General features: G+C 28.7%; 15 protein-coding genes. 1 reads left to right on the top strand and 14 read right to left on the bottom strand.

Annotated elements, in window-relative coordinates; translation table 11 throughout:
- Nucleotide 1: 1 nt before the first annotated feature.
- From Q4A58_RS02615 to Q4A58_RS02665, 11 genes are all read right to left on the bottom strand, one after another.
- Nucleotides 2-976 (bottom strand): electron transfer flavoprotein subunit alpha/FixB family protein, encoded by a 975-nt coding sequence (locus Q4A58_RS02615; protein ID WP_303116369.1) that lies wholly within the window; start codon nt 974-976, stop codon nt 2-4.
- A 12-nt stretch (nt 977-988) separates the two neighbouring features.
- Complete coding sequence (locus Q4A58_RS02620) at nt 989-1768, bottom strand: electron transfer flavoprotein subunit beta/FixA family protein (RefSeq protein WP_303116372.1); 780 nt, start codon at nt 1766-1768, stop codon at nt 989-991.
- Between the two features lie 14 nt (nt 1769-1782).
- A complete protein-coding gene (locus tag Q4A58_RS02625) occupies nt 1783-2919 on the bottom strand; it encodes an acyl-CoA dehydrogenase family protein (RefSeq protein ID WP_303116374.1) in 1137 nt (378 codons plus the stop codon).
- Between the two features lie 40 nt (nt 2920-2959).
- Complete coding sequence (locus tag Q4A58_RS02630) at nt 2960-4387, bottom strand: FAD-binding oxidoreductase (protein WP_303116376.1); 1428 nt, start codon at nt 4385-4387, stop codon at nt 2960-2962.
- A 29-nt stretch (nt 4388-4416) separates the two neighbouring features.
- Nucleotides 4417-5370 (bottom strand): electron transfer flavoprotein subunit alpha/FixB family protein, encoded by a 954-nt coding sequence (locus tag Q4A58_RS02635; RefSeq protein ID WP_303116378.1) that lies wholly within the window; start codon nt 5368-5370, stop codon nt 4417-4419.
- 11 nt (nt 5371-5381) lie between these two features.
- Nucleotides 5382-6107 carry an electron transfer flavoprotein gene (locus tag Q4A58_RS02640; protein WP_303116380.1) on the bottom strand — a complete coding sequence of 242 codons (726 nt, stop codon included), beginning with the start codon at nt 6105-6107 and terminating at the stop codon, nt 5382-5384.
- Nucleotides 6108-6181: 74 nt separating this feature from the next.
- Nucleotides 6182-7333, bottom strand: coding sequence for an acyl-CoA dehydrogenase family protein (locus Q4A58_RS02645; RefSeq protein WP_303116383.1), 1152 nt, complete (start codon nt 7331-7333; stop codon nt 6182-6184).
- Nucleotides 7334-7366: 33 nt separating this feature from the next.
- Nucleotides 7367-8491 (bottom strand): 2-hydroxyacyl-CoA dehydratase subunit D, encoded by a 1125-nt coding sequence (locus Q4A58_RS02650; RefSeq protein WP_303116385.1) that lies wholly within the window; start codon nt 8489-8491, stop codon nt 7367-7369.
- 18 nt (nt 8492-8509) lie between these two features.
- A complete protein-coding gene (locus Q4A58_RS02655) occupies nt 8510-9772 on the bottom strand; it encodes a 2-hydroxyacyl-CoA dehydratase subunit D (protein ID WP_303116387.1) in 1263 nt (420 codons plus the stop codon).
- Nucleotides 9772-10566 carry an anhydro-N-acetylmuramic acid kinase gene (locus Q4A58_RS02660; protein WP_303116388.1) on the bottom strand — a complete coding sequence of 265 codons (795 nt, stop codon included), beginning with the start codon at nt 10564-10566 and terminating at the stop codon, nt 9772-9774. Before Q4A58_RS02660 ends, Q4A58_RS02655 begins: the two co-directional genes overlap by 1 nt.
- Before the next feature lie 49 nt (nt 10567-10615).
- Nucleotides 10616-11062 carry a VOC family protein gene (locus tag Q4A58_RS02665; protein WP_303116389.1) on the bottom strand — a complete coding sequence of 149 codons (447 nt, stop codon included), beginning with the start codon at nt 11060-11062 and terminating at the stop codon, nt 10616-10618.
- Nucleotides 11063-11365: 303 nt separating this feature from the next.
- Here Q4A58_RS02665 and Q4A58_RS02670 point away from each other — a divergent pair, with 303 nt between their 5' ends.
- Nucleotides 11366-12841, top strand: a complete 1476-nt coding sequence (locus Q4A58_RS02670) for a hypothetical protein (protein ID WP_303116391.1) — start codon at nt 11366-11368, stop codon at nt 12839-12841.
- Between the two features lie 121 nt (nt 12842-12962).
- Here Q4A58_RS02670 and Q4A58_RS02675 read toward each other — a convergent pair whose 3' ends face one another.
- From Q4A58_RS02675 to Q4A58_RS02685, 3 genes are all read right to left on the bottom strand, one after another.
- On the bottom strand, nt 12963-14522 hold the full coding sequence (locus tag Q4A58_RS02675) for an acyl CoA:acetate/3-ketoacid CoA transferase (protein WP_303116392.1): 1560 nt from the start codon (nt 14520-14522) through the stop codon (nt 12963-12965).
- Nucleotides 14523-14862: 340 nt separating this feature from the next.
- Nucleotides 14863-16611, bottom strand: coding sequence for an ABC transporter ATP-binding protein (locus Q4A58_RS02680; RefSeq protein ID WP_303116394.1), 1749 nt, complete (start codon nt 16609-16611; stop codon nt 14863-14865).
- On the bottom strand, nt 16604-18352 hold the full coding sequence (locus Q4A58_RS02685; RefSeq protein ID WP_303116396.1) for an ABC transporter ATP-binding protein: 1749 nt from the start codon (nt 18350-18352) through the stop codon (nt 16604-16606). The genes Q4A58_RS02680 and Q4A58_RS02685 overlap by 8 nt, the downstream gene beginning before the upstream one ends.
- Nucleotides 18353-18397: the final 45 nt, after the last annotated feature.

Here is an 18397-nt window from a genome sequence, read left to right on the forward strand (position 1 = left end):
CTCATTCAGATTTTATTTTTTTAATTTCTTCTATCATAATAGGTAATATATCTATCACATTTCCAACAATTCCTACATCTGCTACCTCAAAAATAGGTGCATCTTCAGCTTTATTAATTGCAACAATATATTTAGAACTTGTTATCCCTGAAATATGTTGAGTTGCTCCTGAAACTCCACAGGCAATATACAATTTAGGAGCTACAATCTTCCCTGATTGACCTATTTGATGTGTACGAGAAACCCAATTCTCTTCTGTTACTGGTCTAGTTGCTCCAACAACTCCATTACAAACTTTAGCTAATTGTTTAACCAATTCAAAATTTTCTTTACTTCCCATTCCACGACCACCTGTAACTATAACTTCAGCTTCTTCTAAATTAACATTTTCTGAAATTTCTTTAACTACATCCAAAATTTTTGTTAAAAGATTTTTCTCTTCTAGTGTTTCTTTTAGAATATTCCCAAAATTTCCTGTAATAGTTTCTTTTTTACAAACTCCTGAACGTAATATGATGATTGAAGAATTTACCTCGGGAACTACAACCTCTCTTAAAATGTTTCCATTATATATAGGAAGAGTTATAATCCATTTTTTATCATCATACCTCATTTCAACCACATCCGTTAAAGCAGGAATTTCTATTTGGCTTGCTATAATGCTTCCTAAGTCTTTTCCATCTGGAGTAGATCCAATAAAAATCATATTTGGTTTATATTTTTGAACCAATTGGCTTAGAGATTTTCCTAAAAATTCTATATTTTTATTTTTATTTTCTGTATAGATTACTTTATCTGCTCCAAATTTTATACATTCTTTTGCAGCCTCTTCTAATGCTTCGCCTATTAAAACAGCTATAACTTGTTTTCCCGTTTCTTTTGCAACTTTTGTAGCCTGTGTTAAAGCTTCTAAGGATACATTGATAGGAGATTTTTCATTTGTTTCTACATATACCATTATATTTTTATTATCCATAATAATAACCCCCTATAATATTTTCGCTTCTAAGATTTTTTCAATAGCTTGTTTGACTAGTTCTTCAGGACTTCCTGTTTTTAGTTTTACTCCAGCCTGTCTTTTAGGTGGTGCAAATTCTTTTAGATTTTCAATAATATTTTTTTCATTGAAATCAATTTTTATTTCTAAAATTTCTTTTTTTCTTGCAAGCATTTTACTTTTTATTGTAGGATAGCGAGGCTCATAACTTGGTTTAGTAACAGTTACTAAACAAGGAAACTCAGTTTCTATTTTTTGATATCCTTCTTCTGTTTCTCTTTTAGCAATAACTTTATTTTCTTCTAATACATTAATGTCTACTAAGTTTGTAATAACACCATATTTTAGATAATTTCCTAGCATAATTCCCACTTGCCCTGAGCTAAAGTCAGTACTTTCTTTCCCACAAAAAATAATATCAAACTTCTTTCCTCTTTGTTCTTCAATTTTATTTATTCCTTCTTTTAAAATTTTTGCAACATGTATAGTTTCTATATTTTGATAATTCTCATTTTTAATGTAAAAAGCCTCATCAGCCCCTACTGCCAAACAATTTTTTAAACTATTTGTTACATTTTCTCCACTTAAAGAAAGAACACATATATTTCCTCTCTTTAATTCTTTTAAACGAGTTGCCATTTCTAAAGCATAGGTATCAAAGGCATTTACAACTTCTGCTACTCCTTCTAAAGCTGGTTTTCCAGTATTAGCATTCATTGAAATTTCAACTGAATCATCTGGGACTTGCTTGATGCAAACTAGTATCTCCATTTTATATGCCCTCCTTATCTTCCAATTACATTGTTTGCTATTACTATTCTTTGAATTTCATTTGTTCCTTCAAAGATTTGGAATATTTTAGCATCTCTTATCAGTTTTTCTACAGGATATTCTCTGCTATAACCATAACCACCAAATACTTGTATTGCTTCGGATGAAACCTCCATAGCTATATCTGCAGCATAACATTTTGCTATTGCTGATTCTTTAGCATAAGGTAAAGCTAAATCCATTTTAGTTAATGCATGAGCTACCATTTGTCTTGCTGTTTCAGTTTTTATTTCCATATCAGCTATTTTAAATTGTAAAGCTTGATTTTTTATAATAGGTTTTCCAAATTGAATTCTTTCTTTTCCATAGTTTACTGCTTCTTGAATACCTCTTTGTGCTATACCTGTTGCAATACACCCCATCCATGCTCTTGCTTGGTCTAAAGTTTTCATTGCAATTGCAAATCCCTCTCCTTCTTTTCCAACTAACGCAGAAGCAGGTATTCTACAGTCTTCAAGGACAACATCACAAGTATTTGATGTTCTTATCCCCATTTTATTTTCATGGTTTCCAGTACTTAAACCTGGAGTTCCTTTTTCAATAAAAAACATTGAAATCCCTTTTACTCCTTTTGTTTTATCTGTCATAGCAGTAATACAATAAAAAGAAGCAACCTCTCCATTAGTGATAAAGCACTTTCTACCATTTAAAATATACTCATCTCCATCTTTTATTGCTGTAGTTTTTCCAGCACTTGCATCTGAACCAGCTCCTGGTTCTGTTAAACAAAAAGCTCCAAAGCCGCCTTCTAAAACTAAATCACACATTTTTTTCTTTTGCTTATCACTTCCAGCAATTAAAACTGGCTTCATTGCTAGACCACTTGCTGAAATTGTAGTTGCAAATCCAGCATCAGCAATTGCCATCTGCTCTAATAAAGCAGCTACATCTATTCTGCTTAAACCTGGTCCTCCAAATTCTTCTGGAACTTCTAAAGCGTGGTATCCTTGTTCTATTGCCTTATCATAAATTTTTTTTGGCCAATCCCCTGTTACATCATATTCTCTACATTGTTCTTTTACTTCATTTTCACAAAATTTTTTTACATCCTCCAATAAATCTTGAGCTTCTTCTGAAATTATATATGCCATTTTTATACCTCCTAAACAAATACACTCTTTTTTAATAAGACTAAATTTTATAGCAAATTTTATTTGGATTTAAAATCATTTTAGGGTCAAAAACTTCTTTAATACCTTTCATAAGTCTCATATTTACTGGTCCTGCAAATTCAGATAGATAGTCCATTTTTCCAAATCCTATTCCATGTTCTCCTGAAATTTGCCCGCCTAATTCTGCCGCTTTTTTGTAAATATCTGTCATAAATTCATCCACTTGCTTTTTAAATTCTCCTTCTTCCATATCATTACTACAAGAATAAATATGAAGATTTCCATCTCCAGCATGACCAAAACTTTTAACAGTGAAATCAAATTTTTTCCCTACTTCATTTACATAGTGTAAATAATTTGCTATTTGATTCACAGGAACAACAACATCACATTCATCTAATAATTTTGTTTCTGCTTCAATAGCTTCCAAAAAACTACTTCTAGCAGCCCAAGCATCTTTTTTCTTTGCTGGAGTATCAGCTACTAATACATCCAAAGCACCCGCTTCTAAAACCACTTCTGCTGCCTTTTCAATAAGTACTTCTAAATCCTCCATATTTTCTCCATCAAAAGTTACAAGTAAATAAGCTCCTATTTCAGTTCCATCTAATTCTTTTGGAAAAACACTTTTACCAATATATCTTTCTGAAGATAACACTATTTCTTTTTCCATAAACTCTAATGCTTGAGGTTGTAAATGGTTCATAAAAAATTTAGGTACTGTTCTTATACAATCATCTAAATTTTCATAAGGTATGATTAGACTTATTGTTTCTTTTGGTGCAGGAATTAATTTTAAAGTTAATTCTGTTATAATTCCCAAAGTTCCTTCTGAACCTATCATTAAATTTAATAAACTGTAACCTGTACTTGTTTTAGATACTGTAGCTCCTAATTTTATAATTTCGCCTGTTGGAAGTACAACTGTCATAGCTCTTACATAATCTCTAGTACAACCATATTTTACTGCTCTCATTCCTCCAGCATTAGTTGAAACATTTCCTCCAAGAGTTGCATATTTTTCACCTGGGTCAGGCGGGTATAATAAACCTTGTTTTAAAGCATCTTCTGCTAACTCAATCAATAGTACTCCTGGTTCTACTCTTACAACAAAATTTTCATAATCATATTCTAAAATTTTATTCATTTTAGTCATATTAATCATAACTCCGCCTTTTATAGCAACTGAAGCACCTGTTAATCCTGTTCCTGCACCTCTTGGAGTTACGGGAATATTATTTTCATAACATAACTTGACAATAGCAGAAATATCCTCTGTTGTAGTTGCATCTATCAAAACTTCTGGAATACCTTTACCATAAATAGGCATTTCATCATGGAAAAAATCTTGATTAATTTCCTCTCCAACATAAACCTTATCTGGAACAATTTCTTTAAATTTTTCTATTAATTCTTGATTGACTGTATTATAAGTGCAATTTTGCATATCCTTACCTCCTTATATAATTTTTACTCCTATATGTTTTTTAATAAAGTTATTAACTGAGGTACAACTTCAAATAAATCAGCCACTATCCCAAAATCAGAATAACGAAATGATTCTGCATTTGGATTGTTATTTACCATCACAATATGTCTTGCTTGTTGAACACCAGCCATATGTTGCATCGCACCAGAGATACCAAAACCTAAATATAACTCAGGTTTTATAATTTTCCCTGTTTGTCCTATTTTTTCATATTCTGGTCTCCAGCCATGATCAACTACTGCTCTTGTTACCCCAATAGTTGCACCTATTAAATCAGCCAATTTTTCTATCATAGAAAAATTTTCTTTTCCTTTAATTCCTTTTCCAACACCAATAACTATTTTTGCAGTTTCCAAAGGGTGTTTTTGAATATTCTTTTTTTTCTTAGCACTAATGAGATATGATATAAAAATAGGAATTTTACTTAAAATTTTTTCTGTTTCTATATACTCCACTTTTTTTCTTTCATCTTTTTTATAAATATTTCCTGAAAAAGTTACGACAAATCCATGATATTTTGTATTACTTTCTTCAATAGCACGAGAACCATATAAAAAACGCCTCCATAATATAGAATCTTTAAGAATAAATGAAATTACATTCGGAATAAAATTCCACTTCAAATAGGCTGCAATATATGGAGCTACTTCTTTTTCTTGAAGACTATTCCCCAACATGATACAATCTATTTTTTCTTTTTTTACTATATATTGAAAAAGATGGCTTATTTCATATATGTTGTTTTCTCTTTGGGTCTCTAAAAGAAATACTTTATCTATAGCCCACTCTTTTAATTCTTCTTCAAGGAAGCTTTTATTTTCTAAAATAGCTAAAAATAGCCTAGCTCCTTGCTCTTTTTTCCACATACTTGCAATATTTAATAATTCTTGAGAACGAGAAGATAAACTTTTCTTTTCTTTAATGTAAAGTAAAATATTCATTTTGTATCACCTTAATCAACTAGTTTCCACTTTTGTAAATATTCTAATAATAATAGAGTCCCTTCTTGGGAATTTAAATCTTTATAAATAATTTGTTTCCTTTTTCTGTCTTGATAGATAACTTTAGTATTATTTTCTATTTTTTTATTGATGTACTTTATAGTTTTAATTTCCTTATTTTGAATAGACAGAATATTCATAATAGAAGGGTATTCTGCTTCATATACATTTTGACTAAATGCAAAAATTCCACTATTTTCTATTTTTAAAGTATCTATACTTTCATCTTTTTCTTGTATGGCAATATAATTTTTACTGTAATCAACAGATAAAATATGAGAATATAAAGGCTGGTTTAAAAGCAATGCTAAATGGCTAGGCAATTCCCCTCTATCATTATTGACATCTCTTATCCCCATAAAAATATCATCATATTTTTCTTTTTGTATTTCATTAGCTATATTTTTTGCTATTTCAGAAATTTTCATATTTTGACAAAGAAAAAAAATCCCTCGATCTGCTCCTAATGCTAGTGCTGTTCTTAAATTATATTGTGATTTTCTTTTTGATAAAAAAAGGCAAATAATTTCTGTTTTAACTTTTTCTTTTATTTTTCTTGCTTGTAATAGAGCATACTCATCATAGGGATTCAAAATAAACTTTTCTTTAATATTTTCTTTTGTTAATACTTCATTAGTGGGAAATGTTTCACGTATAATAACTATTATTTTTCTCATTTTCTATCCCCTATTTGAAAATAAGGAGCTATTTAAGTGAAGCTCCTTATCTTCTGTATTTAAAAATTTTGAAATTATCTTAAAATTGCTCCTGAAATTACTAGTTTTTGAATTTCATTAGTTCCTTCATATATTTGAGTTATTTTTGAATCTCTCATCATTCTCTCTACTGGATGATCCATTGTAAAACCTGTTCCTCCAAGCACTTGCACAGCTTCTGTAGTTACTTCCATCGCTGTATTTGTTGCCGTTAGTTTCGCTACTGCTGCTGCTATACTATAAAATTCATGGATATCTTTAAGAAAAGCTGCTTTTAGCGTTACAGCTTCTGCTGCTTCTATTTTTGCATACATATCTGCCAATTTAAATGCTATGACTTGCTGTTTTGAAATTGGCTTTCCAAATTGAACTCTTTCTTTAGAATAATTTAATGCATACTCATAAGCTCCCATTGCTATTCCTGTTGCATGTGCTGCTACTCCTATTCTTCCACAATCTAGAGTTGCCATTGCGATTTTAAATCCATGTCCTTCTTTTCCCAATAAATTTTCTTTCGGTACTTCAAGATTTTCCATTTCAATTACATTTTGAACAGAAGCTCTAATTCCCATTTTCTTTTCCCTTTTTATAAATTTAATTCCTGGGAAATTTTTAGGTTCAACTATAAATGCTGATATTCCTTTTGTACCTTGTGATGGATCTGTCATTGCAAATATAACTATAACATCAGCAAATTCTCCATTTGTTGTGAAACATTTAGTTCCATTTAAAATATATTTATCACCATTTAAAACTGCTGTACATTGACTTGCTCCTGCATCACTTCCTGCACATGGTTCAGTTAATCCAAAGGCAGCAATATATTCTCCTGAACATAATTTAGGCATATATTTTCTTTTTTGTTCTTCATTCCCAAAATTATATATTGGTCCAGAACCTAGAGAAACATGAACTGAATAAGATATTCCAACTGATGCATCAACTTTATTTAACTCAAATCCAGCTAAAGCATATTCAACATAACCAAGTCCTGCTCCACCATATTCTTTTGAATAAGGAAGACCCATAAGTCCAAGTTTTCCTAATTTTTTTAGAATATTTTTTGTTGCTAAAAAATCTTCATTTAAATCTCTCTCTTTTGCTCCAGGTGCAATTTCCTTTTCAGTAAATTCCTTAACCATCTGTCTAATTCTTGCTTGTTCCTCCGAAAATTTTAAATTATACATACTTAAACTCCTTTCATTTAGAAATTATTAAAATTATAAAATATCTTTAAATGTTTGTAACCTTGTTCTAATTTGTTCAAATGAAGAAATCTCTAAATCTATTTCTATTGAAATATTTTTTATACCATTTTCTGTAAATTCTCTACGATATACAGGGTAATCAAATTCCTCTGGATCACAAAATTTCATCATACATACTACAACTGCATCAGCTTTTGTTTTTTTGCACATTTCTATTAACATCTGTCCTCTTGCTTTATTCACATCTGTAGCTAATGAACATCCTTCAAGATTCTGCCACCATTTTGCCATATTATATAGAACATTTTCTGTTTCTTCAGGAATATCTCCTCTAAATTGACGACTTTCTTGTGCTAAGTCATCTGCTACAACCGCAAATTTTTCATTTTTAAATATTTCTAATAATTCTAGCGGTTCTGCCATAATTCCTGTTAAAATAATTTTTTTTCCATCCCAAGGAACTATTGGTTCTTTTTTTAATTCTGTAATTAATTCTTTCATGTATAAAGTATGTCTTTCCTTTCTAATAAACCAACGAGATTTCATTATATTATGTCTAACAACAGGGTCAATAATATGTGGGTATTGTGCTGCAATTTCAACAAATTCTCTCATAATTTTTCTATTTTCATTATAAATTTTCACACTTTCTTTTATACTTTCTATTGAAATTTTTCTTCCTATAATTCTTTCTAATTCTGCTTTTACCCATTCATATTCTTTTACCAAATAAGTATTTGCTCCCTCTATAATTCTATTTTGTGGATGAGTAAAAACTATTACTGGAGATCTCCCTTTCCATTTTTGGCTTAAACATTTCAAAGTATCACAAGGAACAGAAAATACTACAGCATCCAAAACATCATATGCACCTTCTATTTGTAATTCCATAACTGTTTGCATTATAGAACAGGCAAATGCTGGTAGATACGCTCTTGTTTTTGAAATTTCTTTTTTTCCTCCCCATAAACCTATGGGTAAACATCCCGCAGCATGAATAATTTCTTCTGGGGCATATACAGGCATCACACCAATAACTTCTTTTCCTACTTCACTTTTATATTCATTTACCATTTTTTTTGGATTGCTTGCTATCTCTTGAAATGCTTGTATCAATTCCTCTAATCTAGCTCTCATTCTAACCCTCTCCTTACTTTATTCTTCATTAGATTCCATTATTTCGCTTAAAGCTTGTATTCTAGTATCAAATTGTGCAGGTGCAAAATTTCTTGGGTCCGTTTGGTCACCATCAAAACTTACATAAGGTGTACCTGTAACTTTTTCTACTATTTCAGCAGTTTCTACATTTAAAAAACTCATTAGTTTACAGCTCCTATTTAAATGATATAAAACTCCATCACATTTTCCATCTGTCACAATCTTTGAAAGAACATCTGCTTTGTTCTGTAGACAAGTATTAATATAAATTCTTGTATATGCCTCAGCCATAGATTCCCAATCTCCTGGGGTATATGTTAAATTCCAAAGCCCAGGATAAGCTGAGCCAGTCATTATGCTTCCTAAAGCTTTTAAAGATTTGAATGTATGACCAAGATAAGGCCAAACTGCAATACCTTCCCAAGTTATTCTTCTTTTTTCTTCTCCTTTAAAAGCATAAATTTCGTTTTTTAAATTTTCTTCTATTTCATCAGCAAATTTCTTAAAAGTAATCTCTGCATAATCCCTACTTCTAGCACAAACAATCAAGGCCATAAAATTGAATAAGTCAAAACCATTTAAAGGAGATGGTTTATAATGTGTAAAAGCCGCTAAACGATTCCATTGTTCAACAGATCTTTGAGTCTGCTTTTGTACTTCTAAAAATTTATCGTAATCAAATTTTTTTCCTGTAATTTCTTCTAATTGATGAATTGCATATTTAAATTGTTCTGTAATATATTCTTTAGAATGCTTCGTAATAGGCATAGTATGATTAAAAGGAACATCTATTACAATACATGGTATATTTAATTCTTTTGCTAAATTTTCATACCATTTCAATAAAGTATTACAAATGTTATTACATGTTATAACTAAGTCAGGTAAAGGAACTTTTGCAGCAGGAGAATTTAGAAGTTTTTCAGGAGTTTCTCCTGTTAAAGCTTGTTGTTTTAATAGTTCCATATATCCTAAGTTAACTCTTGCATATGAACAAATATCCAGAGAATATCCCTTTTCATCTGCGACTTCAAGCAAATCCAATGAGCCTTTTCTTGCTCCAATACCAGCAGCATGTGTTTCTGGATAAATCATAGCGATATCCATTGCTACACAAAATTCTGGCGGAGCAACTGAAGCAGACCAACAGACTAATTTTCCTTCTTTCTTAGCTTGCCTTGCTTCTTCATCCAATTTTTCTTGATAATAACCCAATAATTGTTTTGCTGACATTTCAGCTAAATTAACTGTTTCTGACATCATATTTCACCTTTCCTTAATTTTATTAATTCCTCATAAGCAAAAATTGCTGCACCCAGAGCACCTGTTAATTGTGGCTCAGTAGCAACTAAAATTTTTTTTTCTAAAGTTTCTTCTAAGGCTCGTAGAACTCCCGTATTTTTAGCTCCTCCTCCACAAATGACAATTTTTTCTTCCAATGAAGTACGATAGACTAAACCAGAAATTTTATGCGCTATAGAATTATGTACTCCTGCAATCACATCTTCTCTGCTATTTCCTTTTGCTAACTGTGATATAACCTCAGATTCAGCAAAAACGGCACAGGTACTACTAATTTTACAAGGATTTTTGGAGAACATATCATACGCTCCCATTTCTTCCAAAGAAATTTCTAAAGCTCGTGCTATAACTGTTAAAAAGCGCCCTGTTCCTGCAGCACATTTGTCATTCATAAAAAATTGCTTTACATGACCTTTGGTATCTAAACTAATAGCCTTAGCATCTTGACCACCTATATCAATAATCGTTCTTACATCAGGCATCAAAAAGTGAATTCCTTTAGCATGGCAACTAATCTCACTAATTTGTTTGTCTGCTCCCTCAAAAGTTAGGCGTCCATAACCAGTTGTTACTATAAACTCAATATCCTTTCTTGTTAAATTGGATTTCTTTAAATTTTCTTCTAAAAGAATTTTTGCCTTATTACTTCCAACTCCTGATTGAACTACTGATTGACTTATTATTTTTGTTCCATTTTTTAAAATCACTACTTTTGAAGAGGAAGAACCTATATCTATCCCAACTGTATACATCTCTCCTAATTTCCTCTCATTGTTTTAAAGAGTTTCAAAACTAACTATTTTATTTTTTAAATTCCCGATTAATTGGCCTTACTGTTTGTACTAATTCTACTAAAATTCCATCATTATATTTAGGTCTTAAAAAGTTTACAATAATATCTTCTGTACCTTCGACAGCTTCCTTCTCTAACATTTTCATTCCTTTATTCTCAAAATGAACCCTCCAAGCCTCTACATCATCTACTTCAAATGCTATATGTGCAATTCCTCCATTTCCATTATTAAATTCCTTTAAAACACTACCCTCATCTGGAATAATAAGTTCAATAGGGCTACTATTTTTACCACACTTTGTAAAAATTAAATCTGCTTTATAAGCTTTTACATAGCCCCTGTAATCAATTTCCAATCCCCAACGCTTTAAAAATTCTTCTGCCTTTTCCATAGTTGGACTTATGATTCCTACATGATGCATCCGCATAGGTCTTAAAACATTTTCCATTTCCATAAAATATAGCCTCCTTCTTTGTTAATATTTATATCTTTTATAGTATTGCAATAATTTAACTTAAACTAAACAAAATAATTTATAATATTACTCTTTACTTATCTTATGACATTTTTATCAATATTTATGTTTTAATTTTAATATTTTTTTACAAAAAAAAAAAATTGTTTCACTTGCTATCAATTGATTTTTTTCTTTTTTTTTTGACTAAAAGTCAAAAAAATTCAATTGTAAATCTATTAAAAATATAGTATCATTTGATTATATGTTTATTAGGGATTAAAAGATATGAGGTGGAACGATATGTCAAATTATTCTCAGTTACTAAAAAAATTATTACATTTTTCGGAAACCAAGTTTATTGTTTTAGCAAATACTCTTGGATATGATATTTCCTACATAAGCAAATGGTGTAGTGGTTCTAAAACGCCTTCTTCAAAAAGTATTAATACAATCCATAAAAAAATGAGTGCTCTTTTTGCTCAGGAAATCAACTTAAGACAAAAAGGAAAAATTTTTTTAGCAAAATTTAATTTAGAATTTCCAAAAGAAATAGAGAATACTCAAGATATTGACTTTTTAAAAGAAACAATTTTTTCTTTATTGAATAAAACTTATTATTCTGAAAATCCTACTTCCGATTTTTCTGAAAGAGAAGAGATTAATTTTATATTTGGTAAAGACGATACTTTATATTTTCTAGAAGAGAAATTAAAACCAATTTTTTTACAAACTTCATCATCTGAGATAAACTTTTATTTTACACTTGACTTTACAATAACAAATGTTCACCCTATTCTATCTTTATTATCCAAATTAAAAAGAGAGGAAATTAATATTCGTGTAAATATGGGAACTAATTTAAAATTATTAGAAGAAAATTCTATAAAAAAATTATCCCAATTATTTCATCTATTAAATTGTTATAGTAACCTTAATATCGAATTATATGATATCTCTGACTTTAATAATATGAATTTTATTTTAGTCAAAAACCATATTGCTTTACAGTATTCTATAGATACAAGTGGTAAACTTGTGGCTCTTACATCAGTTCAAGAAAAAATGAATCTCGATAAGATTACATACTTTGTTTTAAATTATTTTAAAGAAAAAAATTGTTTACTTCGTTTAGCTAGCACAAAAAAAATGAGAAAAGAGGGATATAGAACTGCCTTTTATACTAGTGATTATTATAATTTTTTCTTAGTTCAAGGTTTTGAATTTCTATTGCCTCCAGCTATTATTAATAATATTGCCGAATATGCCAAAAAAAATTATTCTGAACAAGATCTGATAAATATCCTTAGAGTAAAAATAATTTGGGAAGAATTTTTTGAGAATGCATCTATAAACTTTTTTCTGTTAAGAAGTTCTATTTTTCAATATTTAGAAAAAGGGGAATTAACATATATGAATATTCCTTATCAGATGAGTATAGAAGAAAGGAAATCACATTTCGACTATGCTATAAAATTATTAGAAAAAAACCCAAAAATACATTTCTATATCATTGATGATGAATTTATTTCTCAAAATAATTTAACTTATAATATAGGAATTTTTGGAAACTACAAAAAAATGTTTTTTAAGAATTATTATAGTTTAGAAAAGAAAAAAGAGCCTTATTTTACTATAGTAAACAATAAAAAAATAATTAACCAAGTAAATTTTCTTTTTGAAACTATGAAAAATTCTGAATATTGTACAGAATATACTATTGATAAATTAAAAACTGAAAGACATGAAAGTATGTTCCTCCGTTTAACGGAATTATAATAATAAAAAAAGTAAAAATACTGAAATGAAAAATCCACTTAAATTTCAAATCAGTATTTTTTGCTTTTTGACTATTTTAAATTTGTAACTACTTTCTATATTTTATTAAAATTACTATTACTTAGTTTTTCCTCAATCCCATCGGTTGATCTAAAAAAATTCTAAAATCCATTTCTTTTAAATTACTAGAAATTAAAGGTTGAAAATCCATTTGTTCTAAAATATCTCTCTGTAAATCAACTCCTGGAGCAATTTCTATTAAGGTTAGTCCTTCTTTTCTTAATTCAAAAACAGCTCTTTCAGTTATATAAAAAACAGGTTTATTATTTTCTCGAGCTAAATCTCCTGAAAAAGTTATTTGCTGTACATGAGAAACAAATTTTTTTGTTTTTCCTTCCTCTAAAATATTTAACTTTCCATTTTCTACTTTTACTTTTAATCCTTTTGCTGTAAAAGTTCCACAAAATATAACTTTTTTTGAGTTTTGGCTTATATCTACAAATCCGCCACATCCAGAAATTCTTGTCCCAAATTTACTAACATTTAAATTTCCAAATTGATCTACTTGAGCTAAACCTAAAAAACAAATATCTAAACCTCCTCCATCATAAAAATCAAACTGATATGGCTGATCTATAATAGCATCTGCATTAATAGCTGAACCAAAGCGTTTTCCAGATTGAGGGATTCCACCAACTGGTCCTGATTCAACTGTCAAAACCATATAATCGTTTATTCCTTCTTCAGTTGTAATACTAGAAACATATTCTGGAGTACCAATACCTAAATTTCCAATACTTCCCTGAGTTATTTCCATTGTTCCTCTCCTTGCAATAATTTTCTTTTCATCCAAAATCATTGGAACAAAGGAACTTTTTTCTGAAAGGTTAGCATTTCCTGCTAGAGCAGCTTCATATGGTAGATCATAGACTTGGGCTTTATATTCTGGTTCCTGAATTTCTACAACATAATCTACACAAATTCCAGGGATTTTTACTAATTTGGGATCTAATGAACCACTTTTCACAATTTTATCCACTTGTACAATAACTTTTCCTCCACAATTATGAACTGCTTGTGCAATAGATAGAACTTCTGTTGATATATATTCATTTTCCATAGAGATGTTCCCTCTTTCATCTGCATAACTTCCTTTAATTAAAGCAATATCAAATTTCATTCCTTTAAAATATAAGTATTCTTCTCCATCAATCTCCATTAAACGAACTATATCTTCTTTAGTTATTTCATTTAATTTTCCACCTTCTATACGAGGATCCACAAACGTTTTTAAACCTACTTTACTAATAACTCCTGGTTTATTGGCAGCAACATTTCTTAACATTTGACATAATACACCCTGTGGCATATTATATGCCTCAACCTTATTATTCACAATTAATTCTCCCAACTTAGGTGCCTTATTAAAATGTCCTGCTACAATTTTTTTTAGAAGTCCTTCATACCCAAACCTACTAACACATCTTTCATCACCTGCCCCTTGACCTGCTACATAAAAAAGTGTTAAATTTTTGGGTGAACCAGTCTTTAAATATCTCTCTTCTAAAGCTACCTCTAGCCCTTCAGGATTCGAGCATTCTACAAATCCACTTGTTACTACTGTGTCCAAATCTTTAATTATACTAATTGCTTCTTCTTTTGTTACAAATTCTGGTATCATATCTAACTCCCTCCTTTTTATAGTTTATGAATATATTAGTATATATATTTAAAATATTTTATAGTATAGTATTTATAAATGAGCTATAATTAAACTATTAAATTAATTTAAGTTTAAGATACCTTAAATTTATAAAAATTACTATTGAATTTAATTGACTTTTATTGTTTATATTAATTTCTAATAAGCTTTTTTATTAATTTAATAGTATATTCTGTCAATAAAATATAGATTTTTTAAAAAATATCTTTATTTAATAAATTATTTTTAATAAAAAAGAAGCTGTCATATTTTAAAAATTTAATTTACGACAACTTCTTATATTCAACTAATATGTTCTTTATAAATTTTTCTTATCTTTTAAAAATTCTATTTCCTTAACTTCCAACATTGTAGTATACATTTTTTTATACTCACCATTTAATAAAACTAATTCTTCATGTTTACCTTTTTCAATTATACTTCCCTTATCAAAAACAATAATTTGATCAGCATCTTTTATTGTATTTAATCTATGTGCAATAACTATTACAGTTTTTCCTTTTATTAGGTTTCTAATAGATTTTTGAACTATATACTCATTATCCACATCAAGTGAAGCAGTAGCTTCATCCAATAAAATAATAGGGGCATTTTTTAGAAAAGCTCTGGCTATTGAAATTCTTTGTTTTTCTCCTCCTGAAAGTGTAGCTCCTCCTTCATGAACATAAGTATTATAACCTCCTTCCAGTTTTTCAATAAATTCATGACAATTAGCCATTTTTGCAGCTTGAATAATTTCTTCTTCTGTTGCGTCAATTTTTCCAATTTTTATATTTTCATAAATGCTATCCTGTATCAAATAAACATCTTGGAAAACCATACTTATATTTTTTAACAAGCTATCTGGATAAATATTTTTTATATTATAATCCCCAATTTTTATTTCACCAGAATCAATATCAAAAAATCTTGTAATTAAATTTAGAATAGTAGTTTTCCCAAAACCACTTTTTCCAATTAAAGCTGTCATTTCTCCTTCTTTTGCTATAAAATTTATATTTTTAAGAACTTCTTTACCTTTTATATATGAAAAATTAACATCTTTAAATTCTATATTATAATTAGAAAACTTATAATCATCAACTCTATAAGAAATTTCTTCTGTATCTAAAACTGAAAGTAATTTATCTACTGAAAGCATAAAATATCTTGATATAACAAATACAGTTGAAAAATTAAGTTCTACATTTGTAAAAGCTAAGGATATAATTACAAACATTATTAAATTTTGTATACTCATATTATCACTGAAATATCTTTGAGAAGCAATATATAAAACAACTGGATACATAAGTAGACTGAATATATGCATAGGTAAAATATATGGAACACCACTTAACTCAACATTTATTGATTCTTGTTTCACATCATTTAAAGCTTTTTCCAATTTATTAAAACGCTCTCCTGTCATATTATAAGTTTTAAAAACTTCTATTCCTGCTGAATATTCCATTATTCTAGCCAACATTTTTGCTCTAACTTTTTTTGCTCTCTTACCAACTTCCTTTATTTTTTTTGAACAAAAATAACTTATAGGCAAAATTATAAAAAGAGTTCCTGATTGAATCCCTCCAAGATAAGTGTCGAAAAATATTAGATAAACAGATAGATATAACATAAGTATAAAATGCTTAACCAACTCTGGCATATGGTGTGTAATTAACATTTCAAAATCGTTTAAATCATTTGATAAAATATTAGTAAGTTCTCCTACATTATTTTTGCTAAAATATCCCATATTTAATTTTTTTATATGATCTCCCATTTTAATTCTAAGATTTGCTATAATTTCTGCTCCTTCTGCAAAAGCGATAAAATTTCCCTTTCTTAAAATTTTGTATCTTACATATATCATAATTATTATTAGTAAAGAATATATACTTATTTTCTTGAAACTGACAGCTTGATTTATTAGATCTGTTAGCATAAGAAAAAGTGTACTATATACAAAAGCATGACATATAGCATCCAACATTAGAATCTTTACTGCCTTCATAAAAGTACCATAGTCTTTCTCTCCGATTAGCTTTTTAATATTTTTAAACATACTGCTCACCTTCCAAGTTCATAGACCAAAGTTTTTTATATAATCCTTCTTTTTCAAGTAACCTTTTATGACTTCCTTCCTCTATTACTTTTCCATTGTCAAGTACGACAATATTGTCAGCATTTTTTATAGTATACAATCTATGGGCAATAATTATCGATGTCTTGCCTTTTAATAAATTATCTATAGATGACTGTATAAGTTTTTCATTTTCAACATCTGAATATGAAGTTATTTCATCCAAGACTATTATCTTTGCATTTTTTAAAATGGCTCTGGCTATTGAAATTCTTTGTTTTTCTCCACCTGAAAGTTTTATTCCAGAATCCTCACCTAGAAGAGTTTCATATCCCATTTCCATCTGCATTATAAAATCATGTATCTGTGCTTTTTTACATGCTTCTATAACTTCTTCTTTTGTTACATTCATTCCCATTGAAATATTTTTATAAACTGTATCATTAAGCATAAAAGTATCTTGAAAAACAAAAGCTATATTTTTCATAATATTTTCAAGAGACTTATCTTTTATATTTATACCATCTATTAAAATTTCTCCCTCTTCAACATCCCAAAATCTTCCAATTAACATTCCTATAGTTGTTTTTCCACTACCTGAATGTCCTACTAAAGCTGTCATTTTCTTAGCCTTAAATTTTAAATTAAAGTCTTTTAAGACTTCAACCTTATCATAGCAAAAAGTTACATTTTTAAACTCTATTTCTCCACTTTCTATTTCTTTTAATTCTACATCACTATCTTTTTGTATAGGATATTCTAATATTTTTCTCACATTCTCTGCACCAACTAAAAGTACAGCTAAATTTGTCCCTAGGTTCATTATTTTTATAAATGAAATTAAAAAAACTGTACCTAACAATAAAAACATAACTAAACCTGGAAAAGCTAAAAGCCCTTTTAAGTAAAGCAAACCTCCTATAGATATGCAGATAAGAAGACCTCCAGCGTCTATAATTGCACTTCCAAAGCTATATTTTCCAATTGTTAAATCACACATTTCCTTCCATATTTTTAAATACTCATTAACGGTATTTTTATATATTTTAAAATTTTTGGCTGTTAGGTTAAAGGTCTTCAATATGTTCATAGCATTTATATATTGAACTATGGTTGCATGTAATTTTTTTAGCATTTTATTATAAAGTTCTATTCGTTGACCATAACCTTTAAACATAGAAGCTTGTATATACAATGAAATGAAAAATGGAATAAATAGTGCTAAAGCCAAGATCCAATTTATAGTAAACAAATAAATAATAATCGCAATAGGAACTACTATAGCTTCCATCAAATCTGGAATTTGGTGAGCTATGAAGAGTTCCAATTTTTCTATATCCTCATCAACAGCTTTCTTTATCTGCCCTATGGAATTTTTTCTAAAGAAACCTAAATTTATTTTTCCTAAATGATTTACAACTTTTTTTCTAATTTCATATAATATTGAAAAAGCAGCCATATGGGACATAGCTAAACATAATATTTGAAATAAAACAGAGAGAACAACTGCCAACATAGTGTACTTAATAACTTTTTCTAATAGTATTTTATTAGGCTTAAAAGAAGTCAATTCCACTAAAATATAATAGAGTAAAATATATAATGACAGTCTTAAAATTGAAGAAACAATACTAAAAATAGCTGAAAATAAAATTTTATATTTATGATGACCAGAATATTTTAAAATAAACAAAATATTAGATTTTTCAAAATCCCTATTCATTTTATGCACCTCCTTTAAAATATAAAAATAACGATAAACAAATAT

Source organism: Fusobacterium sp. (assembly GCF_030528405.1).
Classification (GTDB): Bacteria; Fusobacteriota; Fusobacteriia; order Fusobacteriales; family Fusobacteriaceae; genus Fusobacterium.